The 25,359-nt window shown below is 70.1% G+C and carries 17 protein-coding genes and 10 pseudogenes; 10 read left to right on the top strand and 17 right to left on the bottom strand.

The genetic code is table 11. The features are described 5' to 3' along the window. Positions 1-19: 19 nt before the first annotated feature. Together MRBLMG1_RS23755 and MRBLMG1_RS23750 are read right to left on the bottom strand one after the other, a co-directional pair. A complete protein-coding gene (locus MRBLMG1_RS23755) occupies positions 20-343 on the bottom strand; it encodes a hypothetical protein (RefSeq protein WP_367826124.1) in 324 nt (107 codons plus the stop codon). A 968-nt stretch (positions 344-1,311) separates the two neighbouring features. Continuing rightward, positions 1,312-1,713 (bottom strand): hypothetical protein, encoded by a 402-nt coding sequence (locus MRBLMG1_RS23750; RefSeq protein ID WP_367826162.1) that lies wholly within the window; start codon positions 1,711-1,713, stop codon positions 1,312-1,314. A gap of 289 nt (positions 1,714-2,002) precedes the next feature. On the opposite strand from MRBLMG1_RS23750, the gene MRBLMG1_RS23740 reads away from it, so the two are divergent. From MRBLMG1_RS23740 to MRBLMG1_RS23730, 3 genes are all read left to right on the top strand, one after another. Beyond that, positions 2,003-2,995: a phosphotransferase family protein gene (locus MRBLMG1_RS23740; protein WP_367826123.1), complete on the top strand. Its 993-nt coding sequence runs from the start codon at positions 2,003-2,005 to the stop codon at positions 2,993-2,995. A 515-nt stretch (positions 2,996-3,510) separates the two neighbouring features. After that, positions 3,511-3,831 (top strand): ROK family protein, encoded by a 321-nt coding sequence (locus MRBLMG1_RS23735; protein ID WP_367826122.1) that lies wholly within the window; start codon positions 3,511-3,513, stop codon positions 3,829-3,831. Beyond that, complete coding sequence (locus tag MRBLMG1_RS23730; RefSeq protein ID WP_367826121.1) at positions 3,732-4,097, top strand: ROK family protein; 366 nt, start codon at positions 3,732-3,734, stop codon at positions 4,095-4,097. The genes MRBLMG1_RS23735 and MRBLMG1_RS23730 overlap by 100 nt, the downstream gene beginning before the upstream one ends. Positions 4,098-4,567: 470 nt before the next feature. Here the strand turns inward: MRBLMG1_RS23730 and MRBLMG1_RS23725 are convergent. Beyond that, positions 4,568-5,938, bottom strand: a pseudogene (locus tag MRBLMG1_RS23725) (AMP-binding protein); the annotation flags it as partial. A gap of 39 nt (positions 5,939-5,977) precedes the next feature. Here MRBLMG1_RS23725 and MRBLMG1_RS23720 point away from each other — a divergent pair. After that, on the top strand, positions 5,978-6,247 hold the full coding sequence (locus MRBLMG1_RS23720) for a helix-turn-helix domain-containing protein (protein ID WP_367826120.1): 270 nt from the start codon (positions 5,978-5,980) through the stop codon (positions 6,245-6,247). Positions 6,248-6,457: 210 nt separating this feature from the next. Here the strand turns inward: MRBLMG1_RS23720 and MRBLMG1_RS23715 are convergent, their stop codons facing one another. Beyond that, entirely contained in the window at positions 6,458-7,063 is a 606-nt protein-coding gene (locus tag MRBLMG1_RS23715) for a dihydrofolate reductase family protein (protein ID WP_367826119.1), read from the bottom strand. 46 nt (positions 7,064-7,109) lie between these two features. Continuing rightward, on the bottom strand, positions 7,110-7,505 hold the full coding sequence (locus MRBLMG1_RS23710) for a glutamate-cysteine ligase family protein (RefSeq protein ID WP_367826118.1): 396 nt from the start codon (positions 7,503-7,505) through the stop codon (positions 7,110-7,112). Between the two features lie 416 nt (positions 7,506-7,921). On the opposite strand from MRBLMG1_RS23710, the pseudogene MRBLMG1_RS23705 reads away from it, so the two are divergent. Beyond that, a pseudogene (locus MRBLMG1_RS23705) lies at positions 7,922-8,647 on the top strand (peptidylprolyl isomerase). A 781-nt stretch (positions 8,648-9,428) separates the two neighbouring features. On the opposite strand, the gene MRBLMG1_RS23700 reads toward MRBLMG1_RS23705, so the two are convergent. The 4 genes and pseudogenes from MRBLMG1_RS23700 to MRBLMG1_RS37360 form a co-directional block, all read right to left on the bottom strand. Further along, positions 9,429-10,394, bottom strand: coding sequence for an MASE1 domain-containing protein (locus MRBLMG1_RS23700; RefSeq protein ID WP_367826117.1), 966 nt, complete (start codon positions 10,392-10,394; stop codon positions 9,429-9,431). A 170-nt stretch (positions 10,395-10,564) separates the two neighbouring features. Further along, a complete protein-coding gene (locus tag MRBLMG1_RS23695) occupies positions 10,565-11,407 on the bottom strand; it encodes a PP2C family protein-serine/threonine phosphatase (protein WP_367826116.1) in 843 nt (280 codons plus the stop codon). Between the two features lie 544 nt (positions 11,408-11,951). Next, a pseudogene (locus MRBLMG1_RS37470) lies at positions 11,952-12,420 on the bottom strand (winged helix-turn-helix domain-containing protein); the annotation flags it as partial. After that, positions 12,419-12,520: pseudogene (locus MRBLMG1_RS37360) on the bottom strand (IS5/IS1182 family transposase); the annotation flags it as partial. The pseudogenes MRBLMG1_RS37360 and MRBLMG1_RS37470, both read right to left, overlap by 2 nt. A gap of 68 nt (positions 12,521-12,588) precedes the next feature. Between MRBLMG1_RS37360 and MRBLMG1_RS23685 the strand changes: the two are divergent. Next, positions 12,589-13,405 (top strand): annotated as a pseudogene (locus MRBLMG1_RS23685) (IS5 family transposase). 80 nt (positions 13,406-13,485) lie between these two features. On the opposite strand, the gene MRBLMG1_RS23680 reads toward MRBLMG1_RS23685, so the two are convergent. The 6 genes and pseudogenes from MRBLMG1_RS23680 to MRBLMG1_RS23655 all read right to left on the bottom strand — a co-directional run bounded on the left by MRBLMG1_RS23680 (position 13,486) and on the right by MRBLMG1_RS23655 (position 21,047). Then, positions 13,486-14,943, bottom strand: coding sequence for an NF041680 family putative transposase (locus MRBLMG1_RS23680; protein WP_367826114.1), 1,458 nt, complete (start codon positions 14,941-14,943; stop codon positions 13,486-13,488). Between the two features lie 139 nt (positions 14,944-15,082). Next, positions 15,083-17,206, bottom strand: coding sequence for a xanthine dehydrogenase family protein molybdopterin-binding subunit (locus MRBLMG1_RS23675; protein WP_367826113.1), 2,124 nt, complete (start codon positions 17,204-17,206; stop codon positions 15,083-15,085). A gap of 141 nt (positions 17,207-17,347) precedes the next feature. Then, complete coding sequence (locus tag MRBLMG1_RS23670) at positions 17,348-18,349, bottom strand: FAD binding domain-containing protein (RefSeq protein WP_367826112.1); 1,002 nt, start codon at positions 18,347-18,349, stop codon at positions 17,348-17,350. Next, positions 18,346-18,879, bottom strand: a complete 534-nt coding sequence (locus MRBLMG1_RS23665; protein WP_367826111.1) for a 2Fe-2S iron-sulfur cluster-binding protein — start codon at positions 18,877-18,879, stop codon at positions 18,346-18,348. Before MRBLMG1_RS23665 ends, MRBLMG1_RS23670 begins: the two co-directional genes overlap by 4 nt. 243 nt (positions 18,880-19,122) lie before the next feature. After that, a pseudogene (locus tag MRBLMG1_RS23660) lies at positions 19,123-19,466 on the bottom strand (transposase); the annotation flags it as partial. Between the two features lie 441 nt (positions 19,467-19,907). After that, positions 19,908-21,047: a helix-turn-helix domain-containing protein gene (locus MRBLMG1_RS23655; RefSeq protein ID WP_367826110.1), complete on the bottom strand. Its 1,140-nt coding sequence runs from the start codon at positions 21,045-21,047 to the stop codon at positions 19,908-19,910. An 86-nt stretch (positions 21,048-21,133) separates the two neighbouring features. Between MRBLMG1_RS23655 and MRBLMG1_RS23650 the strand changes: the two genes are divergently transcribed. The 3 genes and pseudogenes from MRBLMG1_RS23650 to MRBLMG1_RS23640 all read left to right on the top strand — a co-directional run. Continuing rightward, complete coding sequence (locus tag MRBLMG1_RS23650) at positions 21,134-22,189, top strand: ferredoxin reductase (RefSeq protein WP_367826109.1); 1,056 nt, start codon at positions 21,134-21,136, stop codon at positions 22,187-22,189. A gap of 7 nt (positions 22,190-22,196) precedes the next feature. Next, positions 22,197-23,315, top strand: coding sequence for a fatty acid desaturase family protein (locus tag MRBLMG1_RS23645; protein ID WP_367826108.1), 1,119 nt, complete (start codon positions 22,197-22,199; stop codon positions 23,313-23,315). A 278-nt stretch (positions 23,316-23,593) separates the two neighbouring features. Then, positions 23,594-23,956: pseudogene (locus MRBLMG1_RS23640) on the top strand (aldo/keto reductase); the annotation flags it as partial. 2 nt (positions 23,957-23,958) lie between these two features. Here the strand turns inward: MRBLMG1_RS23640 and MRBLMG1_RS23635 are convergent. After that, positions 23,959-24,705, bottom strand: a pseudogene (locus tag MRBLMG1_RS23635) (transposase family protein). A 280-nt stretch (positions 24,706-24,985) separates the two neighbouring features. On the opposite strand from MRBLMG1_RS23635, the pseudogene MRBLMG1_RS37355 reads away from it, so the two are divergent. Next, positions 24,986-25,217, top strand: a pseudogene (locus MRBLMG1_RS37355) (transposase); the annotation flags it as partial. Between the two features lie 16 nt (positions 25,218-25,233). Here MRBLMG1_RS37355 and MRBLMG1_RS23625 read toward each other — a convergent pair. Then, positions 25,234-25,359: pseudogene (locus tag MRBLMG1_RS23625) on the bottom strand (IS630 family transposase); the annotation flags it as partial.

Raw genomic sequence — 25,359 nt, 5'->3', positions numbered from 1 at the left:
CGAAGCCCTGAAGGCCCGGTCACAGGTCGTAGATCGTGTACCAGTCGGATGCCTGGGACACAGGGATGGTGAAGGTCTCCGGGCTGGGCTCGATGGCGGTGCCGCCGCACCCGCTCTGCGGGTACCACGTGATACGCACATCGCCCTTCCACCACCAGCCGGACAGGTAGTTGGCGGTGTTGGGGGTGTTGAAGCAGCCCGCGACGGTCTGCCCGTTCTGATTGGTCCCGTACAGGTAGACGGAGTAGACGTCGCCGCGCTGGTCGTAGAACTCGATCTGCTGGCCGTTGGTCCCGGCCGAGGCAACTCCGGCGAAGCCGAACACGCCGCCGGCTGCCAGCACGGTGGCAGCCACACCTCGTGCGACTCGGGCAGGCAGAGACATACGGACATCCTTTGCGAGTGGGAGAGGACGGATAAACGAAGTCCCCGACCAGTCACTCACCACCCGACCGGCCCCACGCGGACTTCGTAAGGGAATCTATGCACCCCCAGCCCTCCACCCTTGACCGTGCGCGCGGCCTTCCTTGACGATCCGTGCGGCCCCACCTCCTGGCAGTCCTACCGCCCCTGGCCCCGATGCCCACCGGGCACCGGTTCGCCGACCGCACCCGCTCCCAGCACGCCGCCTCCACGCGCTGCTGGCCGCCGGCCGCAGCCGACGCTGATCCAGCGACAGCACGGCATGACCTATCGCACCGTCCAACGGTTGGCCGACGCCGCGAGGGCGGAAGACCTGTTCCAGGGGCAGGGGCAGGGGCAGGGGCAGGGGCAGGGGCAGGGGCGGAACTGCGGACCAGGTTCGACGCTTTCGGCCCTACCTGCACGAACGATGGGCCGAGGGCTGCACGAACGCCTGGGCGTTCTGGGACGCCATCATGACGCACGGCTACACGGCGGCCTCCGTCCACGACAACGCCGGCGGCAAGCACAGGCCCTGACCGAGTTGGCCGCGGCCATCCGACTGTGACCAAGGTGTGGGCCGACGGCGGCTACCAGACCAGCGTTATCCGGCACGGCGCCCACCTCGGCATCGACGTAGAAGTGGCGCGACGAGCGAAGGAGAGAGGTTTCCATCCGCGCAGCATGAACGCTGATCAGATGCCCTCTAATACTCCAGCCGTAGATCGTGATCTTCACGGCTGGATGGCCGCTTGTCCCCGGTAGTGGCAGTCGCGGGAACGACTTTGGTCAGCTCCTACCGCACGATGACCAACCCACAACCCATCGGCCAGCAGCAGCGATTGGCAGCGCTGCGCCGCGTCCTCGGCAACGATGCCGTCCCGCTGCAAATCCGCGTGGCCGCCAGTCTCACCCTGAGTCGGCTGAGCCACGCTTGTCCTCAATGTGGACGACGTGAAGTTCTGTGCCATCCCGATGGCGCTTGGAGCGTCCGAACAGCCCGACAGCGATCTCCGACTGATCTTGAGGCTCATCAGGGCCGACAAAGGTAAGGACGTCGTTGTGCTGCCCGGTGACGACCCATCCCTCGGCGTCCTTGAGGTCGATCACCCCGAAATCTCCTGCCGAAGATCCGGCATGTACCGGGCCGAACTCCTTCAGGAGAGTGGTGGCCTGTTCATCCAGCTTCCCCTCCGGAGCGGTCAGCACGACACAAGTGCCGTGCTCGAACAGCACCCACGACTTGCGAGGGTCGGCAAGAAGCTGCTGCCAGACATCTATCAGCATCTCGGTGTTCACGCCGGTCATCATGCCGCAGAGCACCGACACAGGGTGACGATCGACCGACGGCTACGGCGAATACGCGACTCCTGAACATGCGGGCCTACCAGTCTCGACCCCGTCCACCGACTTTCGTCTCTGCGTAGGCGCCGTCGACCGCCTTACCTTCAACGGCATCCTCATCGAAACCGGCACCGACTCCTAACTCCTACCGTCTTCCCAGCATCCGAGCACGAGCCGAAGAACCTGCCAAGGCCTGCTGATTCGTCGCAAGCCGACGCGGCTCAACGGTGCATCCGGCCGGGGATAGGGTCGGCGGATGCGCCAGTTCACGGATGGTGAAGCCTTGTCAGGGATCGTGCAGGAGGCACTGGGGGAGGAGGTCCGTGTTGTCGGAGTGGACCGGTTGCGCGGCGGGAGCAAGAAGGGGGTCTATCGGGTTCACACGAGCGGATCACGTGCAGCGAGTGTGATCGTCTACAGCTGGGCCGAGGCTGAGAACTTCTGGCCGGCTGCGGAAGCCATCGCCCCGGCACATCCGTTCGCTCCCGCCTCCGGGCTGGCCCCCTTCCTAGCGGCCCAGCGGAGACTGGACGGCCTTGGAGTCCGGGTTCCAGGGGTGCTTCTCGCTGACGGTAGCCGACGCCGTTACCCGGCGGACGTGGCAGTTGTCGAGGACGTTGCGGGCGGCACTCTGGAAGCGCTCCTGACGACGGATCCCGCCCGCGCATCCCATGCCGTGAGCGAGCTGGCCGCGATGCTCGACGTGATGCACCAGCAGCGCAGTCAGCTCTACGGCAGGGTGGACGTGCTCGAACGGGGGGACAAAGCGAGTGGCGATTCATGCGAGCAGCTGGTGCTCGAGCGTGCCATCGAGGATCTCGCCGAGGCGGCCGAACGCGACCCCGGCATCGGATCAGCCGCAGCTTCTCTGCATGATCGCTTGCGGGAGCTGGCCACACGCGTGGCTCGGCGCACGCAGCACGGGCTGATCCACGGCGAGCTCGGGCCCGACCATGTCCTGGTCGATGCCTCCGGTCGCCCCGTTCTCATCGACATCGAGGGCCTGATGTTCTTCGATGTCGAGTGGGAGCACGTGTTCCTGCAGCTTCGTTTCGGTGACCAGTACCCGGCCTTGTCCCGCCCCGGGCTCGATCCGGCACGGTGCGACCTCTACATGCTCGCGATGCGTCTCTCACTGGTGGCTGGCCCCCTTCGCCTGCTCGATGGCGATTTCCCGCACCGCGCGCTGATGCAGGAAATCGCCGAGCACAACGCGAAGGAAGCACTGGCTCTGCTGGCCGCCCTGTGATGTCAAGCGCCGTGAGGCGCACGCCAACGACCAGGACGCCGCCACGAGCCTGGTGGCGGTGACGGCGGGCTCGAACCGGCAGGAGGCCGACCGGGACCCCGACAGTTGGTGCCGCCGGCGCCGGAAGAATCCTGCCGAGCAGCGCGGGAAACAGGTGGGTGGCGCGGGGCGGGGTCAGTACGGAGCTTGGTTCGGCTCCGCCCGCACGGCCGAGACGATCACCGCGATCCTCCCGGGCAGCAGCGCCAGCCACCTCGACCTCGGCGCATCCATGGGCCATCATCAGCCCTGCCCTGCCCTGCCCTGCGCTGTCCTGCCCGCCGGGCCGGATCCGGGCGGCGCAGTCTGCCGCGCAGCCGCCCGGAAGTGGAAGGTACTTCACCGCGGGCCCACGCGAGCCGAACGGGGGCCGGAAGCGGTCCTGGAGACCGTGCTCGGCTGCGCTGCGGCACTCGTCCGGCGCAATCCCACGGCGAGGGTGGCCGGAAACGTCGTCCCGGGGATCGTCGACGAGCGTGGGGGGCCTGGCGATCCTCGCGGCGAACCTCCGCTGGCAGGGTGTACCCGTCCAGGACTGGCTGGCCGAACACCTCGACCTGCCCGCCGCCTTCGGACACGACGTCCGCGCGGGCGGCCTCGCCGAAGCACGTGCGGGCGCCGACCGGAGCTGCGCCGACTTCCTTCACGTACCCGTCGGGACGGGGATCACCGCCGCCGCGTTCACCGGCCGGCGGCCGTGCGCTCACCGGGGGGCCACGGCGGGGCCGGCGAACTGGGCCACATCGTCGTACGGCCCGGGGGTGACCGCTTCCACTGCGGCGGACAGGGATGCCTGAAGACCGTGGCGTCCGAGCCCGCCATCGCCCGCCGCTACGCCCGCGCCACCGGCTGGCGGGGCGTCACCACCCGGGAGATCCTGCATCGTGCCGACGCGGGTGACCCGACGGCCGCCTCCATCTGTACCGAAGCCGCCGAGGCCCTCGCGGACGCCCTGGCCACGGCAGTCACCCTGTACGACCCCCAGCGCGTCGTCATCGGCGGCGGCCTCGCCGGCTTCGGCGTGCTGCGTTCCTGGCCCGCGACCTCCTCGAGCACGGGGTGATCCGGTGACCCCTGCACCCTCACGGTGTGTCCGGCGGGGGGCGTCGTCATGGGGGTCAGCGCGTGCCGTGCGCGTTCCAGTAGCGGGTGTGGGGGAGGTCGTCGTCGAGCCAGTAGGCGTCGTCCTCGGTGACGACGAGAATCTCTTCCCACTTGACACCGAAGTCGCCCGCTCCGATGTGTGGTTCGACCGCCCACAGCCCGGGCTCGCAGGGCTGGTCGGCCTCCTTGTTCCACAGCGGTGTCCGGTGCAGGCGGGGCCGCAGGGTGGAGGAGAGCAGGTGGCCGCTGAGGTACGTGAGCGCCTGTGGGCTGAAGCCTTTGATCCGGAAGGGGGGGGCAGCCGAGTGCCCGGGACGCGCCCGATTCTGTGGGCGATGACGGAGCCGGGGTAGTAGCTGTGGATGTTCTCGTGCCCTGCTCGGTGATCAGTTCATCGACCCTGTGGTAGATCTCGGACTGTGGCGCGCCCTGCCGAACGAGCTGGGGGATGAGGTCGCGGTACGGTTCGAGGGCCATGCGTGCCTCATGGAACTCCTCGTTGTCCTGGTCGCCGAGGGTGCACGAGTAGCCCATGTCGCATGCGACGTCGCCGACGACCGGGCCCACGTCCAGGATGACGGCTTCGTCGTGTCGCAGCGGGCGGTCGGTGGGAAGGAACTGGTTGCCGAAGTGGGACAGCCGGGGGTTGAGGAAGGTGCCCAGTGCTCCGCCGCTGGGCCGGGCGAAGTCCCGGCAGCGCGTCCGCTCGCCGAACCAGGCGAATCCGTAGTGGAAGAACCGGCGGACACCGTGGTCGCGCAGCCAGTCCTCGACGGCCTGTGCGGCCTGCTTTTCGGTGATGCCTTCGTACAACTGCGCCTCGACGGCGGCCACTGCGTCGTAGGCGAGCCGCTGTGCCGCCTTGAACTCGGCGAGTTCCTGCTCGGTGAAGTGTTCCTCGGACATGGGTTCGTGCCTCTCGGGAAATGCCTGCGGGTGGTCGCGCTGGACGTTGGGCGCCCAGGGACGTTCGGCGCCCGGGGGCGCTGGGCCCCGGGGTGCCTGCGGCGGGTGCGTCAGGAGGGGGTGTGCGCGGCCCGGAGTTCGCGCTTCAGGATCTTGCCGGTGCCGGTGCCGGTGCCGGTGCCGGTGGCGTTGGTCGGCAGGGGGCAGGATTTCCACCAGGCGCGGGTACTTGTAGCCGGCCATCGTGGTGCGACACCAGGCGATGAGTTCGTCCTCGGTGAGGGTCGCTCCCGGCGAGCGGACGACGCAGGCCTTGATCTCCGCGCCGTGGCATTCGTGCGGGATGCCGATGACGGCGGCGGTGTTCACCGCGGGATGAGTGTGCAGGACTTCCTCGATCTCGCGCGGGTAGATGTTGAACCCCCCGCGGATGATCATGTCCTTGGCGCGGTCGACGATGTAATACCAGCCGTCCTCGTCCCGGCGGGCGAGGTCGCCGGTGCGGAACCAGCCGTCGCGCATCACTTCGGCGGTGGCCTCCGGGCGCCGGTGGTAGCCCTTCATGACGTTGTGGCCGCGAACGGCGATCTCTCCGACGGCCTCAGGGCCTTCGACTGGGCTCCAGTCCTCCGCGACGAGCATCACCTCCACACCGCGGACGGGGCGGCCGATGGAGCCGGGGCGGACCTCCTGTCCGGCGGGTGCGAACGTGGCGACGGGGCTGGTCTCCGAGAGGCCGTATCCCTCGCGGACGCTCACGCCGAACCGGGTCGTGAAGCGACGGTGGATCTCCACCGGCAGGGCCGCGCCGCCGGTGACGGCGATGCGCAGGTGCTCGGCGATCCGGGTGAGGCAGTCGGCGGGGGTGTCCTGTCCGAGCAGGGCCCAGTACATGGGGGGACCCCGGCGAAGAAGGTCACGGCGTGACGTCGCATGAGGTCGAGTGAGGAGGCGGCGTCGAAGCGGGGCAGGAGCACCAGGGTGGAGCGGGCGGCGAGGGCGGCGTTCATGTGCACCTTCACCGACATCGCCGGCCTCCTGGGATTCTCGTCCCTGGGCACCTTCTCCCGCTGGTTCCGCGGCTGCTTCGGCACCAGCCCCAGCACCTGGCGCCACCAGCACACCCGTCCCCGACCCGGAGCAGCGCCCCTTGCAGCGCCCGGGAGCGGGGGGCCGCCGTCACGGGGCAACAGGGCGTCGTGACGGCCGCGGCGCAGGCCAGCCGGTTCTTGGTCTGCGGCCTCGGCAGCGCAGGATGACGGACTAGTGAAGCTCGCGGTCGGAGCGCTGGCCTCTCCACCACGTCGGGTGATCACGTTCACGGAGAGACGACGCGGCGCTCTTTTCCGCGGTCTCTGCTGCATCGCGTATGTCCGCCAGTGGTCGTCGGCGGAGAAGCCGCAGCGACCACCCTCAGTAGCTGTCGTAGCTGGGTTGGCCGGTCGGCCGATAGACACCGACCACGGTGCCGCCCTTCGTCGTCGAGACGCTAACCGGCTCCAGCGCCGTCGGGATCGCACCATCGGCGAACAGCCGCTTGCCTGTACCGATGATCACCGGGTGAATGGTCAGCCTGTACTCGTCGACCAGGCCGTGCCGCATGAGGGTCTGGGCAAGGTCGCCGCTGCCGACAACGTTGATGTCGCCGCCGTCGGACGCCTTCAGCGCCCGTACGGCATCGACGGTGTCGCCCTCCAAGAGCGTCGAGTTCTGCCACTGGACGGACGTCAGGGTCCGAGACGCCACGTACTTGTGCATGCCGTTCATCCGCTCGGTGAACGGGTTGTCAGGATCGGCCGTCGGCCAGTACGACGCGAAGATCTCGTACGTCTTGCGCCCGAGCAACATCGCGTCGGAGTGCTCGTACCAATCGGCGATGGCCGCGCCGACCTCCTCGTCGTCCACCGGCTTCTGCCAGCCGCCGTGCCGGAAGCCGCTCTCCGCGTCCTCGTCCGGACCGCCCGGTGCCTGCATGACGCCGTCGAGCGTCAGGAACGTGCAGACGATGATCTTGCGCATGGTGTGCTCCCTTCGTCTACGGGTAGACCACACAACCGCCGGAAACTCATCGCGCCACTTCCGCGGCACAGCACCACGGGGTCGCACCGCGACATCGGATCCGGTATCCGTGCGACATCGACCGTGACATTCGGACACGACATCCGAGACCCTGCAACTCGTAGTCACGCCCTCGCGGCGTAGTGAGGCCGGTGGCGATCAGTTCGTCGACCGCGGTCCGCAGGGTGGGCCGGCGCGGCCAGAAAATGCTGCGCCGGCTCGCGTGACCCGTGCCGGATCCGAGCCGGTACGGGGAGCTCGCGGACAGCGCCGGAAGAGGCGGAAGCCCGGGGTTGATCACGCAAAGTGCCCGTACGACGCTGTTCGGGTTGGGGACGTCCACATGCATCTGCGCGCCGCGGATCAGCCGCTCGTCGGCGACATGCCGGTATGTCTCGCTCATGGCGTGCTACCGGGGGTCATCGGTCGCCGGTACGGCTCCGAGTCGTGCGGGGGAGCCGCCCCCGCAAGGGAGCGTCTGTGCCTGCGGCGGGATGAGTCGGCTGCGCCATGGCTCCGGCGGGGACGGGTCTGGAGCGCGGAGCGGCTTGGCGAACGCATGTGCCGGCCCAGCTCGACGGCAGCGCCTTCCCGGCCTCTTCGACAGGGCACCGTTGTTCCCCTCACTCGCGGGGTGTTCCTCCACGTTGCCATCGATTCGGTACGGGCCCCAGCGGGGTCGGCAAGGCCAAGGACGTGCCGCCTGAATGACAGGGCTCTGGTCACGCTGATCGGCCGGAAATCCTACTCCCGCAGGCCACACCACGCCCTAGACTGCGACCGCTCCAAGACCTGGAGATCATCGGGAGGGCGTGCAAGATGAGACGAGCACTGATCAGTGCATTCGCGGCCGCGGCGTTAGTGGTGTCCGGGGGGAGTGTCGCCACCGCTTCCGACAGTGCTCCGCCGCGCACCACGCACGGTCCTTGCCAGTACAGCCAGACCCCGGACGAGCCGCCGGCGCGCCGTGTTCCGCTGCCGCCCGACCCACGGCGCACCCCTGATCGTGGCACGGTCGACTTGGCTGTTCCGACCAGTCAGGGCCCGATACCGCTGCGCTTGGACCGGGCCAAGGCGCCGTGCACGGTCCAGAGTTTCCTGCACCTGGCACGGCACGGTTTCTACGACCGCACGGTGTGCCACCGCCTGACGGCGTACCCGACGCTGAAGGTCTTGCAGTGCGGTGACCCGACCGGCACCGGTGAGGGCGGGCCCGGGTACAAGTACAAGGACGAACTACCGGTGGACCTGCCGCCCGCAGCCACCGATCCCACGGGCACGCGCCGGCTCTAGGGACGCGGCCTGCTGGCGATGGCCAACGCGGGCCCGAACACGAACGGCTCACAGTTCTTCGTCGTCTACGGCGACTCCGCACTGCGACCGAACTACACGGTGTTCGGCACGGTCGGCCCCGCCGGTCTGGCGACACTCGACAAGGTCGCCGCCGGAGGCATCGAGCCGACCGCGGAGAACCCGGCACCGGTCGACGGCACACCCGCACTGCGGACCGAGCTGCTCCACGTCGGGCTGTCCTGCCGGCACTGACGCACCGCGATGTCGCCGCGTCCACGACGAACATGCCTGGCGGCGTGCGGGGTCGGCTTGCGGCGACACTCGAAGGCCCAGTGGGTCCCCCGGCCCTCCGCGGAGTCGGATCGATCGCGTCGCCTTCGCGTCACATCCGGGTCGACAGCAGGCCCTGGTCCCTGATCCGGTTCGGTTGCGTCTGCCGTTCGGTTCCGTGCCCGCCTCCGTGGTCCGCGAAGGGCCACGAGGCGTGTCCTTTGTCCCGCGGTATCGGTTGTAGGCCGCGAACAGCATGGACGGGGGACAGGTCGGGTCCCCCTGGCATCGGAGCCAGAGCAGCCACCAGGCGGGCGCCGAGGTCGCGGCGAGCGGCCTCGGTGTCCGGGTGGGCGTCGTCGAAGCCCGTCCAGTCGACCTCACGAACGGCGTCCTCGAACATCGCCAGGTTCAGCGACTGCAGGCGGCTGGTCCGCGTATGGCCGGATCTTGGTCGGCTTCGGCGGGTGTTCGCCCTCGCGGCCGCCAAGCGGCAGGCGGCGGCCGCGTGGGCGGCGGGGGAGCGGCAGGCCGCTGCCGCCTGGGAGGCCGGCCGGCAACAGGCGGCCGCCGCCTGGGACGCGGGTCAGCTCCAGGCCAGGGCCCAGCTCGACCTGTCCCGCCGGACGCTCACGGAACAGGCCGCCAGCTCAGGACCGTGCATCTCCAAGCCATCACGCACCAGTTTGTTAGCGCCGGACAGTTCCCGTGCCGGGCAGTCGTCGTACGGCTCCTGATCCGTGCGCCGGAGCCGGCGCGGGGCTCACGGATTCCGGTGCCCGCCGGGTGGGGCTGCCCGGCTCTCGGCGGTGTCGGGTGGACCCGGTGAGGGCTCGCCCGCCGCGAGGTGCTCCAAGACCTCCGCTAGTTCCTCGCAGGCGCGGCGCACCGACCGTCTGGTCGCAAGCTGCTCGGTGATGACGGAGGCGAGAAGCAGGGCGGTCAGGGCGGCGGAACCGTTGAACGCCTGGAGCTTCGCCATGATTTGGACATCCGTGAGTTGGAGGAACGCGCCCCGTCCGGAGGTCGCCGCGAAAGTGGTGAGCACGGAGGCGAAGAGCGCGCACAGCATGCTTCCGGCGAGCTGGAAGCGGAGCGCTGCCCAGATCAGCAGGGGGAAGACGAGGAAGAGCATGCTCATCGAGCTGAGCACGGCCATGGGCATGAGGATGAGGGTCGTCAGTCCCAGAAAGGACGCCTCCTTCCAGCGCCGTACCCGGAACCGTCCGGCCGGCCCCGCGAGGACGAGCAGGAGCGGGGCGACCAGCAGCACCCCCATCGTGTCGCCCACCCACCAGGCCAGCCAGACGGGCCAGAACTCGCTCTTGTCCAGGGAGCCCTTCGCCACCTGCAGTCCGACCCCCGCGGTCGCGCTGATCAGCATCGCACCGAATCCGCCGAGGAAGACCAGGGAGAGTCCGTCCCGCAGCCGCGCCATGTCGCGCCGGAAGCCGGCCCGTCTCAGCAGCAGGAAGGCGCAGAGCGGCGCGACGGTGTTGCTCACCACGGTGACCACTGTGGTGGGCCCCGGAGTGGTGAGCGAGGCGATGACGAGGAAGGAGCCGAGGGCGATCCCAGGCCAGACCCGCGCGCCGAACAGCAGCAGGGCGGCGACGGCGACGCCGGTGGGCGGCCAGATGGGGGTGGCCACCACGCCTTCGACGACGAGGCGGCCCATCAGGCCCAGTCGTCCGGCCGCGTAGTAGCAGACCGCCACGGCCAGCGACATCAGAGCCGCTGCCGTAGAGGGCGGGAACTGCCGAGTATCCAACACGTCACCCATCAGACACCGGCCGGGCCGCCACGACCGGGCAAGGCCCCTGCGTGTCGGGCGCCGCTGTCCGGCACGGGCCCGGGCGGGCCCCGAGAACCGACCCGGCCCGAGGCGAGCCCCTCCCCTCACTCCTCGGCCGTCGGCCGGGCCGGACCGCCGTCATGGCCGACGACCAGGACGGCCGCGTCGTCCTCGTGCCCCACCGTGGCCGCCAGCTTCATGACGGCGGTGGCGAGCGCGTCGACGTCCAGTCCGGCGACGGCGGTGATCCCGGCGAGCCGCGTCACCCGGTCCAGACCCTCGTCGATGTGGAGCGAGGGCCCCTCCACCACCCCGTCGGTCAGGAGGACGAAGACACCGTCGGCGGTGAGCCGGTGGCGCGTGGCCGGGTAGTCGACGCCGCGGAGCACACCGAGGGGAGGCCCGCCCTCGCTGTCGTCGATGCCTGAGCGGCCGTCGGTGGTGGCCCAGATGTAGGGGATGTGACCGGCACGGGCGCACTCCAGGGTGCCGGCAGCGGGGTCGAGCCGCAGGAAGGTGCAGGTGGCGAAGAGGTCGGCGCCCAGAGAGATCAGCAGGTCGTTGGTGCGACCGAGCAGCTCTCCCGGGTCTCCGGTGACGGAGGCCAGCGCGCGCAGTGCCACGCGGACCTGTCCCATGAAGGCGGCGGCCTCGATGTTGTGTCCCTGCACGTCACCGATGGACATGCCGATCCGCCCGCCGGGCAGGGAGAAGGCGTCGTACCAGTCACCGCCGACGTTGAGCCCGTGGTTGGCGGGCTCATAGCGGACGGCCAGCCGGGCGCCCGGAAAACTGGGCAGCTCCGAGGGCAGCATGTCGCGTTGCAGTGCCACGGCGAACTCGACACGGGAACGCTGCGTCTCAGCCAACTCCCGCGCCCTGGCGGTCAGCGACCCGAGCCGGACCAGAAGGTCCTCGCTGTTGTCGTCCGGCCGTCTGCGGAACATCGATCACTCCGACGTCACGACAATCCTCGCATCATTCCGTCCCCGTCTCCAGCACGCGGGACCGCAGGGGACCACCTCGGTACGAACAGGTCCTTCCCCACTCTGCCCGGAGGGGACGGCGTCCGCATCTCATCGGCGGAGAACGCGGGGGATCCCAGGGGGGCCACCCCTACACCGCCGGAAACGAACAGCGGCTCGGCGAGATCCAAGGCATCGCCCCGCCCCTGACCTCCGTCCGGACCGAGCAGGCCGACGCCGTACGACTCGCAAGACACCAGCGGCCCCAAGGACGCCAGGCATGAACACGAACCACACCCTCGTCCCCCGGCGCGAAGCGTTCTGCGCCGGTCCTCCTCGCCGCCGGGTGATGCCGGTGCCGTCCGCCCGGCAGAACCTGCTGCCGACGGGGTGGGGCGCAGACGGTGCCGGCGGAGGGCATCGGGTTGTTCCAGCCGGAAAGCCCCTACGACGTCGATATCGAGATCGTCTTCGGGCACGAGTACGGGAACCTGTTCAGCTTTGTAGTAGCAGGTCATGCCCGCCAGCGACACGCACCCCGACCGCGTACCCGCACCCCTGGGGTTCGGACCATCCGCCCCCAGGTCCTGGAGCGCGGCGGAGTCATCGATTGCCCAGGCCTCGTCCTCGCCTCGAAGACGAGGTAGGCGCCGTGCTCTTCCGCGATGCTCTTACCCGCGAGCAGGTCTTCTTTCCAGACCACCACCGCCACGTCGTCACGCTCGATCGCCCGCCGGGCGGGCTGCCACGACCAGCCGTGCCGCTTCAGCAGTTGCCAGGTGCCCTCCATCGTCTGGCTCACGTGGCACAGTCGGCCGATCAGCGTCTTGATCCGGGCCGGTATCCACCGCTGGTCGGCCCAGCCGTGGACCAGCGGCCCACGCTCCAGCTCCGTTCCAGTCTCGCGATCTGCGCCTCGCTGCGCCTCGGCCGCCCCGGCGATCCCTTCGACAGGACCCCCGCTTCACACGCTCGCGCCACTGACGGCGCAAGCGGACGGCCGCCACCAGGCCCGTTCCCGCCCCGTTCACGCACGACCTTCAGCACCCGCTCGGACTGCCGCATCCGCAGTCCCGTAGACGTCTCCGCCCGCAACGGCTTAGAGGTCCTAACAGAAGCTGTTGATCATGTGACTGTCGGCTCGGTTGCTCGTTGGTCCGTTCGTGGCGAAGAGGAACTCCAGGCCGTGGATCGTCTCGGACGAACTGTGGTCACTGGTCGAACCGTTGTTGCCCCTCCCGGCGCCGAAGCTGGTGTCGGGGCGTCCGCGGGTGCCCGACCGGCAAGCTCTGTGCGGGATCCTGTTCGTGCTGCACACCGGCATCCAGTGGGAGTATCTGCCCCAGGAGCTCGGCTTCGGATCCGGCATGACGTGCTGGCGACGGCTCGCCGCCTGGAACGAGGCCGGCGTGTGGGACCAGCTCCACCTGGTCCTGCTCAAGAAGCTGCGCTCGGCCAAGCAGCTCGACTGGTCGCGGGCGGTGATCGACTCCAGCCACGTCCGGGCCGCTCGACGCGGCCCAAAAGCGGACCCAGCCCGGTCGACCGCGCACGTCCGGGCAGCAAACACCACGTCCTCGTCGACGGGCAGGGCATCCCACTTGCCGTGTCGCTGACCGGCGGAAACCGCAACGACGTCACCCAGCTGATGCACTGCCCGCCAAGATCCCGTCCGTTGCCGGCCTTGTCGGCCGGCCACGGCGCCGACCGGACATGCTGCTGGCCGAGCGGGGCTATGACCACGACAAGTACCGCCGTCTGGTCTGGGCCCTGGGCATTAAGCCGGTCATCGCCCGCCGTGGCGTCCCGCATGGCTCCGGCCTCGGCATCCATCGCTGGATCGTCGAACGCACCATCGCCTGGTTTCACGGCTTCCGGCGTCTCCGCGTCCGATGGGAACGACGCGACGACATCCACGAAGCCTTCCTCGGCCTCGCCACCTGCCTCATCACCCACCGGCACGTCCAACGCCTTTGTTAGGACCTCTTAGCCCTCAACACCCGCCCATACAGGTAAAATGTCCGCACCGAAGCCTTCTGTAACACCCTTTAGCTTGATCTTTAACCTGTGCGGTGAGGTCGTGGGCTGGTCGACTTTTTGATTCGGGACGTGGTGGTGCCCGTCTTGCGGGGTGTGTGGACGTCGTGCCGTGGGGTGGGCCGGGTGTTCCTTTGGCCGGGAGGCCGTACCGGTCCGGGGCGGGTGGGTTTCGGTGCGCTGGCAGGACAGGCGGCTGTTGGGCGGATGTGCCGAAAGTCGCGGCGGACGCGTCCGGGCGTCAGCTTGTCGGCGGGAACGGGCCTGTCCCATGGGCGACGTCGGTCGGCTGCCAGTGGCCGGGCCAGTCGCAGTTGGGTGTAGGCGGCGAGGATCAGCCAGGTCCAGCGGTCGGCCGCTTCGGGGGTGCGGATCTTCGGGCAGGTCCAGCCGAGGGTCTGTTTGAACAGGCGGAAGGTGTGCTCGATGTCGAAGCGTCGCAGGTATGCCCGCCAGAGCCGGTCGGTGTCCGCTGCGTCTGCGTCGGTGCCCGACCACCACAGCCAGACCGGCTTCGGGGTGGCTCCGCTGGGCAGGTGATCAATGTCCAGGCGGATCACGGTCCCCTCGACGACCGGGAGTGAGTCGTCGGCTGCGGCCCACGATGAGCGGTGGGTGAGTTTGGGGTGGAGCCGGTCCCAGGAACGGGCCAGGGCGGTGCCGTAGAGGCGTGTGCTGGTGACGGTTTCGGTGTCCGGGGTGCCCCAGGTGTCGGGCTGTCCGAAGACGAACTCGCCGCCGTGCCGGGGCGGCAGGCCCTTGGCGTGAGGCTCCCGCGGCGGGGCCGGCCGGCGCAGGACGCGGTCCGAGCGCATCCGGGCCAGGACCTGGACCGGCAGATCCTTCAGTAGGAAGGCGAGGCGGGGTGCGTCGTATCCGGCGTCCGCGATGATGAGGACATCTGGGTCGCCGGTCTGCCACTGGCCTGCGGTGATCAGCCGCTCGACCAGGTCGCGCAGCTGCCGGGAGGTGACGGTGGCCGTGTCGTCCCCAGGGGCCAGACGCCGGGCGTCCAGCGGGGCGGTCCACGAGCTGCGGCCGGGCTCGAGCGCGCAGACGATCGAGTAGGGCCAGCCGGGGACGGGGATGTGCTGGTCCTTGCCCCGGCCGTAGGTGTGGCAGAGGATCCGCTGTGGTGAGGTGTGGGCGTCCGGCCGCAGCCAGCACGTGACATCGACGGCCAGGACCAGCCGGCCGTCCGCCGATCGGGGCAGCGGCACCGAGGCCAAGGTCCGCCGCATCCGTTCGGCGTCGATTCGGCCCTGGGCGAGCGCGGCGTAGAGGCCGCCGTGTCCGCGGCGGTGTTCGCCCACCAGTGACAGCTCGGCCAGCGATCTCACCGGGCCATCCCCGCACAGAACCGCATCCGCCAGCTCGAACAGGGCATCCGAACGAGCGGTCATGCAGGAGTAGAACTCACCCCGGAAGCGTGACAGTTCAGCCAACGGCCCTTGCCGGGCATCGTGATGCAGCAGACTCATCCTCACGGCCTTCGTGCTGGACGTGTGTGTTCCTTGGTCGGAGCACATGTTCAGACGAAGGCCGCTTCCGTGTACGGCGGACACCAGACCGAGTGATCAAGTACGACGCACCGTTCGACGATGCACGTTAAAGATCAAGTTAGGGCGTGGGCGCCCGGGCGGTGAGCAGCGGGAGGAGGTGGTCGGGGGTCAGGGGGAGGGCTCGGAGGCGGACGCCGCATGCGTGGTGGACGGCGTTGGCGATCGCCGCCGCCGTGCCGACGATGCCGATCTCTCCGATGCCCTTGCTGCCCATCGGGTTGAGGTGGGGGTCGTGCTCGTCCACCCAGTGGACCTCGATGTCCGGCACGTCGGCGCAGACAGGGACGTGGTAGGAGGCCAGGTCGTGTTCGCGGAAGTCGCCGAAGACGAGGTCCATGGTGCTGTGTTCGGTGAGCGCCATCCCGAGCCCCATCGTCATGCCGCCGATGAACTGGGAGCGGGCGGTGCGCGCGTTGAGGACCCGGCCCACGGCATAGACGCCGAGCAGCCGGCTCACCCGGACCTCGCCGGTGACGGTGTCGACGCGGACCTCCGCGAAGTGGGCGCCGAAGGCGTGACGGGCGTACGGGGACGTCCGCCTCGCCTCCTCATCCGTGTCGGCCTCGACCGTGACGCCCTCGGGCGGCAGTGGACGACCGGGGGCGGCGGCCAGGGTCGCGCGTAGCGCGGCACAGGCCTTGTGCACGGCCCAGCCCCAGGACGCGGTCCCGGAGGAGCCGCCGGCGACGGGGGCGTCGGGCAGTCGGCTGCTGCCGAGTTCGACGCCTACGGACTCCAGCGGGGCGCCGAGGGCGTCGGCGGCGATCCGGGCGAGGACGGTCCGCGCCCCGGTGCCGATGTCGGTGGCATTGACGCGGACGACGAAGCGGCCGTCCGGGGCGGCGTGGGCGGAGGCGCGGGACGGGCTGAGGAGTACGGGGTAGGTGGCGGCGGCTACACCCGTACCGGCCAGCACGTCCCCGTCCCGCCGGACGCCGGGGCGCGGGTCCCGGTCCGCCCAGCAGAACCGGCGCGCGCCGTCCCGCAGGCAGGCGGCGAGGCCCCGGCTGCTGAACGGTTTGCCGCTGTCGGGCTCGGTGTCGGGTTCGTTGCGCAGCCGGAGCTCCACCGGGTCGACGCCGACCGCCTCGGCGAGTTCGTCCATGGCCGCTTCGAGGGCGTACATCCCGGACGCCTCGCCGGGGGCGCGCATCCACGACGGGGTGGGCACGTCCAGGGCGACCACCCGGTGGGTGGTGCGGCTGTGAGGAGAGGTGTACATGGTGCGGGCCGGGACGGCGGCCTGTTCGACGAACTCCTTCACCGTGGACGTCTGGGTGACCACGTCGTGGGCGAGGGCCGCGATCGTTCCGTCGGCGGCGGCGCCGATGCGGACGCGCTGGATGGTGGGCGCGCGGTGCCCCACGGTGGCGGGCAGGTCGCGGCGGGGCAGGGCGAGCCGGACGGGCCGGCCGGTGTGCCGGGCGGCCATCGCCGCGAGGACGGCCGGTGGCCGGGGGGTGCCCTTGGAGCCGAAGCCGCCGCCCACGTAGGCGGAGACGACGGTGACCTCCTTCTGGGGCAGCCGGAACAGGCGCGCGAGGACGTCCCGTACGGTCGTCGCGCCCTGGCTGGAGTCGTACACGGTCAGGCCGTCGTCGTCCCACCAGGCTGTGGCGGCGTGCGGCTCCATCGGATGGTTGTGCAGGGCGCCCATGGTGTAGGTGGCGTCGACGCGGACCGGGGACGCGGCGAAGGCGGTGTCGAAGTCGCCCCGCTCGCGTACGGCCGGGTGGCCGCCATTGGCCTTCTCGGGCGTGTAGAGACGCGGGTGGTCGGCGCTCAGCCGGACGTCGTGCTCGCTCGGCGCGTAGTCGATCCGCAGCACGTCAGCGGCGGCGCGGGCGTTCTCGGGCGTGTCGGCGACCACGACGGCGACGAACCAGCCCCGGTGGGGGACCCGGTCCTCCTGGAGCAGCGCGAGCGTCGGGTCGTCGGCGTCGCCGAGGCGCGGGGCGTTCTCGTGGGTGAGGACGGCGTGTACGCCCGGGCGCTGCAGGATCTCGTCGGCGTGGACGGCGGTGACCCGCCCGCGGGCGACGGCGGCGGGCACCGGGCAGGCGTGGAGGCAGCCGGGCGGCGTCCGGTCGACGGCGTAGCGTGCCTCGCCCGTCACCTTCTGGCGGGCGTCACGCCTGACGGCCGTCGAAGGCTGCGCGGTCGCGGGTTCATGGCGGGTCATGGCGTGGTGCCTCCTCCGGTCGGCGTACGGCGGGGTGTGCGCGGTCGGACGTTCGGCGGGCAGACGGATGCCGGGCGGGCGGGGCGACGCCGGGCAGGACGTCAGGCGGCTTGGCAGACGGGTGCGGGCGCGTCGTGGTCGTCACGGGGCGGCCGCGGCGGCGCGGGACGCGAGGTCACCCAGGAGGCTCACGGCGAGGTTGCGGGCCAGCCGCACCTTGAAGCCGTTGTCGCGGAGGGGCTCGGCGGCGGCGAGTTCGGCATCGGCGGCCCGCCGGAAGGTCTCGGTGGTGGCCGGAGCGCCCCGCAACACCTCCTCCGCCGCCTGCGCCCGCCAGGGCTTGTGGGCGAGACCGCCGAAAGCGAGGGCGGCGTGCCCCACCTGGCCGTCCTCGACGGTCAGGACGAGGGCTACAGAGGCGAGCGCGAAGGCGTACGAGCTGCGGTCGCGGGCCTTGCGGTAGGCGCTGAGCGAGCCGGGCGGCGGCGCGGGGAGCGTCACGCCCGTGATGAGTTCGCCGGGCGCGAGGACGGTGTCCAGGTCCGGACGGTCGCCGGGCAGCCGGTGGAACGCGGCGACGGGCACCGTCCGCTCGCCGTCCGCCCCGCGCAGCCGGACCTCTGCGTCGAGGGCGGCGAGGGCGACGGCCATGTCTGAGGGGTGTGTGGCGACACAGTGGGTGGAGTGGCCGAGGACCGCGAGGTCCCGGTGGACGCCCTCCCGGGCGGGGCAGCCGGAACCGGGCCGACGCTTGTTGCACGGCGTGGACGTGTCCTGGAAGTAGGGGCAGCGGGTGCGCTGAAGGAGGTTGCCTCCGGTGGTGGCCGCATTGCGGAGCTGGGGCGAGGCGCCGGCCAGCAGGGCCTGGGACAGCACGGGGTAGCGCGTGCGCACGTCGGGGTGGGCGGCGACGTCGCTGTTGCGCGCGGTCGCCCCGATCAGCAGGCCGCCGTCGGGGGTCTCCGCGACGCCGTCGAGGGGCAAGGCGCCGAGGTCGACGAGCAGCGGCGGGCCGGTGACGCCCAGTTTCATCAGGTCCACGAGGTTGGTGCCGCCCGCCAGGAAGCGGGCGCCGGGGTGGGCCGCGAGGTGCGCGATGGCCTCCTCGGTGCGTTCTGGGCGCACGTACGCGAAGGGCTTCACCGTGCGACGTCCTCGATCGCGGCCACGATGTTCGGGTAGGCGCCGCAGCGGCAGATGTTCCCGCTCATGCGTTCCCGGATCTCGTCCGGTGTGAGGGCGACGGGCTCACCCGGCAGGCGCCCCGGCGGTGTCACGTGCGAGGGTTCGCCGCGCGCCGCCTCGTCCAGCAGGGCCACGGCCGAGCAGATCTGGCCCGGTGTGCAGTAGCCGCACTGCAGGGCGTCCCGGGCGACGAACGCCTCCTGGACCGGATGGAGGCGCTCGCCGTCCGTGAGGCCCTCGACGGTGGTGACGGAACGGCCCGCGCACGCGACGGCGAAGAGCAGACAACTGTTCACGCGCCGGTCGTCGAGGAGGACGGTGCAGGCACCGCACTGCCCGTGGTCGCAGCCCTTCTTGGTGCCGGTGAGGTCGAGGTGGTCGCGCAGCGCGTCAAGCAGGGTCGTGCGGTTATCCAGGGTGAGCGAGCGGTCCGTTCCGTTGACGCGCAGCGCCACCGTGGACGCGCGCTCCGGCAGGGTCTGCTCCACCGGGCTTCCTCCTCACCTCGGGTCTTTGCCGACGCGTGCCCGAACGTCCGCCGCATGGCGGTACGTGGCCGGGCCCGACCGACCGGGTCGCCGCTCGACACGCCCGCCGGCCTGTCAGCACGCCGGTGCGGACTCGTGTCCGTCGGCGTGTCCATCCGTACGCGCCTGCGTCGACGCTATGCGACCACCGCCTCCCCCGCCTCCCGCGAGCCAAGCGTCCGGCCCTGGGGGGTGTCCGCAATGTCATTGCGGGAGCCAGAGTCGTGGCAGGCGAGGGTGACCGCGGCTTTGTAGTGGCGGGCTCGTTTGTCGTAGCGGGTGGCCAGGGCTTTGTTCTGCTTGAGCCGGTTGAAGCAGCGTTCGACGACGTTGCGGCGGCGGTAGATAGCGCGGTCGAGACGGCACAGGCTCTCGCCGCGTCGCAGGCGTCCGTTGATCTGGTCGGTGCGTTCGGGAATCGTGCAGGCGATACCGCGCTTGCGGAGGTAGGCGCGGATCTTGCGGGAGCTGTAGCCCTTGTCGCCGACCACGCGGTCCGGTCGGGTGCGTGGCCGGCCCGGCCCGCACCGCGTGATGCGGGTGCGGGCCGCGGCGACCGCGGGGTCCATGCGTCCGGTCGCGGTGAGCCACCCGGAGCGCCGCGGCGCAGGTCGCGGCGAGCATCGGCCCCGCTGGCCGCCAGGCCGACCAGGGTCACCCGCACCACTGGCGGCCGACGCCGCCCACCTGTCGGTGGCCTCGGTACAGATCGGTGATCTCCCGGAGCCAGGCCATAGGAAGCCGGACATGGCGCCGGCGCGGACCTTGGCGGCGGAGCGGCGGTCGGTGGAGTGGTACCGCACCAGGTAGCGCAGCGGGCGGCGCAGGTGGTAGTCGGAGATATTCGGGAAGTCCGCGCGGCGGTGGATGCGTGCGGTGGTCACCGCGCCGGCGCGTTTGGGGGCACCCAGCCGGGAGAAGCAGGGGCAGCAGCACGACGGCCATACTGGACCGTTCGCGGACTCGGTCGTGGACGGTTGAAGTGCGCGTCAGCTCACCCGAAGACCGACCGCCAGCGTCAGCTCAAGGACCCGGTGTGGCGATGCGAGATCCGGGAACAGCTCCCGCAGCTGCGACATCCGGTACCGGACCGTCTGGGGATGGACGAACAACGCCGCCGCCACCTCGTCCCGCCTGCCCTGGTGCAGCAGCCACTCCCGCAACGTCTCCTCCAGCCGCCGTGCGGTCGCGACAGGCAAGGTTCGCAATGGTGCGAGGGCTCGGGCACGCAGGTCTGCGAACGCGTCCACGTCGGCGCTCAGCACCAGCTCGGGCAGGTGGTCCTCGGTGTCGCGGATATCGGAGGAGAGGGAGCGCGCGCGGGCGGCTCGTGCGTACGAGGCGGACGCACGAGTCCATGGCCGGGCCGGGCCGACCACGGCGGTGCGGTCGGTCAGCTGCCGCAAGAGGTGTGATCGGTCGGCATCGGGGACGAGTAGCACACCGGTGGCGTCCGGCAGATCGTCGAGGACGAGGGTGCTCGGGTCGAGCGCGCGGTAGGCAGGCCGGGCCTGGGCGGCGGGCAGCAGGACGGCGGTCAGCGAAACCGGAGGCTGCCACCCGGCCCGTTGAACAGAGGCCAGCAGCACGTCCGGGCTCGCGCCGGCGAGGAGGTCGCGGGCCAGGTGTTCCAGGTGGCGCTCGTGGTCCCGGCCCCGGGCGGCCAGTTCGTCGGCGTGGCCCGCGGCGCTCGCGGCGGAGAGCTCGTCGATGTAGGCGAAGGTCAGCTCGGCGAACTTGGCGACCTCGGCGGCGGGCAGACCTGCGGGTACGGCACCCGCTGCCAGGCATCGCCAGGCCACGCGGGCGCCGACGCGGTATGCGCTGAGCAGGGCGTCCATCGAACGGCCGGATTGCACCTCGCCGCGGCCCAGCTCGTACGCTGCGTCACCGGCGTCGCCGCCTGTGGCGTTCCCGCTCGCGAGGTCCAGGTAGTGCCCCAGGGCGGTGCGGACGGCTCGGCGGATGGTGCCGCCCATGCGGCCCGAAAGGGCGTTGGCGTAGGGAGGGACCTCGTTGATGATCGCCTGGACGACCTCGTCGGCGGTGGTCTTCAGCGTGGCCCGAAGAGCGGTGACCGTCGTCTCATCCAGGGCCAGTTCGGTGACCCGCCGGATTGGATGGCTCATGTTTTATTCCCTGCGAACAATTCAGCCGACCAGATTTACGTCCTGCGGTCAGGACTTTACGCCCTGAGGCGCATCAAGCTGGAGTCATGACGAGTGCAGCCCTCCGCAGCAGGGCGTGGAAACTACTGGAGATGGTCACGACGCCGCTGCTGCCGTCGGACTATCTCGACCTGGTCAGCCCGCTGCGCGCGGGCGCTGACCTGCGTGGGCGCATCGAGGCCCTGCACCCCGAGACGGGCGACGCCGCGACCATCGTGATCAGGCCGGGACGGGGCTGGCGCGGCCACACGGCCGGTCAGTTCGTGCGGATCGGGGTCGACGTCGACGGGGTACGCCTGTGGCGTGCCTACTCCATCACCTCGCCGACCAACCGCCAGGACGGCCGCGTCACGATCACCGTGAAGGCGATCCCGGACGGCAAGGTCAGCAACCACCTGGTCCGCAGGGCGAAACCCGGCACGCTGGTCCAGCTCGACCAGGCGACCGGTGACTTCGTGCTGCCGGAGGCCAAGCCCGCCAAGGTGCTCTACCTGACGGCCGGCAGCGGCATCACGCCTGTGATGGGCATGCTGCGTGACATCGAGCTCGACGACGTCGTCATGGTCCACTGCGCGCCCCAGCCGCAAGACGTGATCTTCCGCAACGAACTGCACGAACTGGTCGCGGACAAGAAGCTGCGGCTCACCGAGGTGCACACTGACACAGACGGCGTGCTCGACATCGCCCGTCTCGACGAACTGGTGCCCGACTGGACCGAGCGCGAGACCTGGGCCTGCGGGCCCGCGGGCCTGCTCGACGCCGCCGAAGAGCACTGGACCGATCACGGCGTACAAGAGCGCCTGCACACCGAACGCTTCCGCCCCGGCATCGTCGTCACCGGTGACGGCGGCGAGGTCACGTTCAGCGCCACCGGCAAGACCGTCGACGCGGACGGCGCCACGCCGTTGCTGGACGTCGGCGAGGAGGCCGGCGTGCTCATGCCGTCCGGGTGCCGCATGGGAATCTGCTTCGGCTGCGTCACGCCACTCAAGGCGGGCGCCGTCCGCGACCTGCGCACCGGCGAGATCACCGAGGCCGAGCCGGGCGTCCTCATCCAGACCTGCGTGTCCGCCGCGGCGGGCCCCTGCGACATCGAACGGTAGGAGCACCTTGACCGCCATCGACCCCACCGCTCACCTGACCGCGGAGCAGATCGAGGAGCTCGGCCGCGAGCTGGACGCGATCCGCGATGAGGTGATCGCCAACCGCGGCGAGAGAGACGCCGCCTACATCCGTAAGGTCATCTCGGCGCAGCGCAAGCTCGAGCTGGTCAGCAGGGGCGTGCTGCTGTTCTCGATCTTCCCGCCCGCATGGCTGATCGGCACCGCCGGGCTTTCCGTGGCGAAGATCATGGACAGCATGGAGATCGGCCACAACGTCCTGCACGGCCAGTGGGACTGGATGCGGGACCCGAAGATCCACTCCACCACCTGGGAGTGGGATCACGTCTCGCCGTCCGATCAGTGGAAGCACTCGCACAACGAGCTGCACCACACGTACACCAACGTGATCGGCAAGGACAACGACCTCGGCTACGGCATCATGCGCGTCGACGAGGACCAAAGGTGGCACCCGTTCCACCTCGGCCAGCCGCTGTGGAACTTCATCAACGCCTGCTTCTTCGAGTACGGCATCGCAGCGTACGACCTGGAGCTCGGCAAGAACCTGCACAAGCGCCGCCGCAAGAACCCGGAGTTCCGCGCGCAGGCCAAGGCCGTGGGCCGCAAGATCCGCAAGCAGGTGCTCAAGGACTACGTGATCCACCCGCTGCTGTCGGGCCCGTCGTTCCTCCCCACGCTCGCCGCCACGTTCACCGCGAACCTGGTCCGCAACATCTGGTCCCACTCGGTGATCATGTGCGGGCACTTCCCCGAGGGCGTGCAGGTCTTCGAGCGCCGGTCGATCAAGGGCGAGACCCGCGGCCAGTGGTACCTGCGCCAGATGATGGGCTCGGCGAACATCAGCGGCAGCAGGGCCATGCACTTCATGACCGGCAACCTGTCGCACCAGATCGAGCACCACCTGTTCCCGGACCTGCCGAGCAACCGGTACGCCGAGGTCGCGGTGAAGGTGCGCGCGCTTTTCGAAAAGTACGAGCTGCAGTACGTCACCGGGCCGCTGCCCAAGCAGGTGTTCTCCGCGTGGCACAAGGTCTTCCGACTCTCGCTGCCGAACAAGAAGCCCAAGGTCAAGACGCCGGACCGCGAGCAGGAGCTCGTAGCGGCCTGATGCCCGATGTTGCTTCAGATCTTTCGGCCGTACCGGCCGTATCGGCGGCACCGCCGGGTCCGGTGAGATCCGTTGCGGACGGTGGGCGGCCGCGATTCAGACCGTACGACACGGGATCCGGGGCGGCCCGGTGTCCGGCTGCGCTGCCTGGACGTGCACCAGGAACTCAGCAGACAGCCCCCGGCGAGGTGTCGTAGTGCACTGACCTGCCGTGGTCGGGCCGGTAGTCAGGTGGGTACGCGCACTCGGTTTGCCGACGGGCGGGTCGGGTGGAAGGCATGGGCTGTGACGTGGACACTGCCGGAACTCCACCTGCACCGGCGTGCACCGCCGTGCACCGGCGTGACCCCGCCGTGCCGATCGAGGACACGAACGGCGCCATGGCCGAACTGGTCGCCGAGGGCAAGGCGCGCCACATCGGCCTGTCCGAGGTCAGCGCCGCACCCCTGCGCCGCTGCCCCGTTCGCCGCGCTGCAGCGCGAGTGCTCGCCGTGGACCCGCGGCCCGGAGCGGGAGATCCTCCCCACCGCCGCGCACTCGGCGTCGCACTCGTGGCGTACTCGCCCCTCGGCCGTTGCCTCCTCGCCGGCCCCCTCACATCCCCCGACTCCCTGGCCGCCGACGACATCCGCCGCGACCAGCCCTACTTCCGCGCGGAGAATCTCCCGGCCAACCTCCGCCTCGTCTCGCGCGTACGCGAAGCTCGATCGCCAGGCGCTCGGAGTCCGGCGTGGTCGCGGTTGAACTGCTCACTGTTCGGGTTGTTCGCGGGGACGGTAGCAGGGGGTGCGAGCGGTGGCGCCGGCGCCTTGGTAGGCGCGGTCCGCGAGGAAGAGGATCTGCCGGGTGAGGCAGGCCTGGACAATGCCATGGGCCCGGGCTGCGGTCAGGTCGTTGGTGCGTCCAGGTGTGGCCCGGGAGAACCAGAGCGGGGTGCCGTCCGGCCGGGCGATGGCCTGGACGTTCATCCCGTGCCGCTTGTGCTTGTGGGAGCAGTACGGCTCGTCCGCTGCGATGCGGTCGGTGAGGATCAGGGTGCCGTCAACGATGGCGAAGTCGCCTTCGCCCAGCCCGGTCAGGGCCTCGTGGAGGCCCGGCGCCCACGCCGCGAGGACGTCCAAGGTCTCGTCGACGTAGCGCCAAGCCGTTGCGGTCGAGAGGCCGAACCCGGCCGCGAGCTGGGCAAGCGCTTCAATCTTCCGAGAGTGGGCCAGGACGAGCAGTGCCTGCTTGAAGCAGCCGAGCCGTCGCCAGGGCGAGTTCAGTTCACGCTTTCGGCCGTAGTTGCGCCAGGAGTCATGCTCCACGAGCTCGTACGGGACGTCGAGCATGGAGGAACACGGAACCGCCAGGGCCCCTCCGTCACTGGTGTGATGAGTGAGATCACCACCCCAACGACCCGGGGCCCTGCTCAGTCACACCCTCGCCTGCCAGGCCATTTCACCCTCCCAGCACTGGATGAAAGAGGTCCACTCACCGTGATGCCTCTATTCAGTTACTTGGTCAATCACCCTCGCCATGCTCTGCGAGAGTGGCGGAGATGACCTGCTCGTAAATACGGGGGTGCCCCGGACCGGACCGGGAGGACCCCGCGTCCGACCCGGTCACGTCCTGGGCGACAAGGGCTACAGCTCAAGAGAGCGATCCGCACCTGGCTCTGCCGCCACGGCATCCCGCACACAATTCCCGAGCGGGCCGACCAGACCCGCAACCGGACCCGGCGAGGCAGCAGCGGTGGCCGGCCCGCCGGCCTTCGACCGGGAGGTCTACAAGCACCGCAACGTCGTGGAACGGTGCTTCAACCGCCTCAAGCAGTGGCGCGGCATCGCCACCCGCTACGACAAGACTGCCCAGTCCTACGAAGTAGCCGTCGCCCTCGTATCACTCCTGACGTGGTCGTGACATTTGACGACACAACCTAGTCTTCTGAGTCAGGAATTCTATTCAGATATGAGGCGAGGCGTTCGAGGATCTCGTTCGCGGTCTTGGTCCAGACGTAGGGCCTGGGTTCGGTGTTCCAGGCGGCGATCCAGGTCCGGATGTC

The sequence above is a fragment of the Streptomyces sp. LMG1-1-1.1 genome (assembly GCF_040815545.1).
In the GTDB taxonomy this organism is placed as follows: Bacteria; Actinomycetota; Actinomycetes; order Streptomycetales; family Streptomycetaceae; genus Streptomyces.
The sequence above is the reverse complement of the archived record's forward strand: the minus strand, read 5'-3'. Positions and strand labels throughout refer to the sequence as shown.

What these genes read in the sequence shown, in the direction of transcription:
- MRBLMG1_RS23675 (WP_367826113.1), bottom strand. Translation starts at nt 17,206, where the DNA reads ATGACCCGCCATGAACCCGCGACCGCGCAGCCTTCGACGGCCGTCAGG.
- MRBLMG1_RS23720 (WP_367826120.1), top strand. Translation starts at nt 5,978, where the DNA reads ATGAGGTCGAGTGAGGAGGCGGCGTCGAAGCGGGGCAGGAGCACCAGG.
- MRBLMG1_RS23700 (WP_367826117.1), bottom strand. Translation starts at nt 10,394, where the DNA reads ATGTCGCTGGCCGTGGCGGTCTGCTACTACGCGGCCGGACGACTGGGC.
- MRBLMG1_RS23750 (WP_367826162.1), bottom strand. Translation starts at nt 1,713, where the DNA reads ATGATGACCGGCGTGAACACCGAGATGCTGATAGATGTCTGGCAGCAG.
- MRBLMG1_RS23710 (WP_367826118.1), bottom strand. Translation starts at nt 7,505, where the DNA reads ATGAGCGAGACATACCGGCATGTCGCCGACGAGCGGCTGATCCGCGGC.
- MRBLMG1_RS23655 (WP_367826110.1), bottom strand. Translation starts at nt 21,047, where the DNA reads ATGAGCCATCCAATCCGGCGGGTCACCGAACTGGCCCTGGATGAGACG.
- MRBLMG1_RS23740 (WP_367826123.1), top strand. Translation starts at nt 2,003, where the DNA reads ATGCGCCAGTTCACGGATGGTGAAGCCTTGTCAGGGATCGTGCAGGAG.
- MRBLMG1_RS23715 (WP_367826119.1), bottom strand. Translation starts at nt 7,063, where the DNA reads ATGCGCAAGATCATCGTCTGCACGTTCCTGACGCTCGACGGCGTCATG.
- MRBLMG1_RS23650 (WP_367826109.1), top strand. Translation starts at nt 21,134, where the DNA reads ATGACGAGTGCAGCCCTCCGCAGCAGGGCGTGGAAACTACTGGAGATG.
- MRBLMG1_RS23680 (WP_367826114.1), bottom strand. Translation starts at nt 14,943, where the DNA reads ATGAGTCTGCTGCATCACGATGCCCGGCAAGGGCCGTTGGCTGAACTG.
- MRBLMG1_RS23695 (WP_367826116.1), bottom strand. Translation starts at nt 11,407, where the DNA reads ATGTTCCGCAGACGGCCGGACGACAACAGCGAGGACCTTCTGGTCCGG.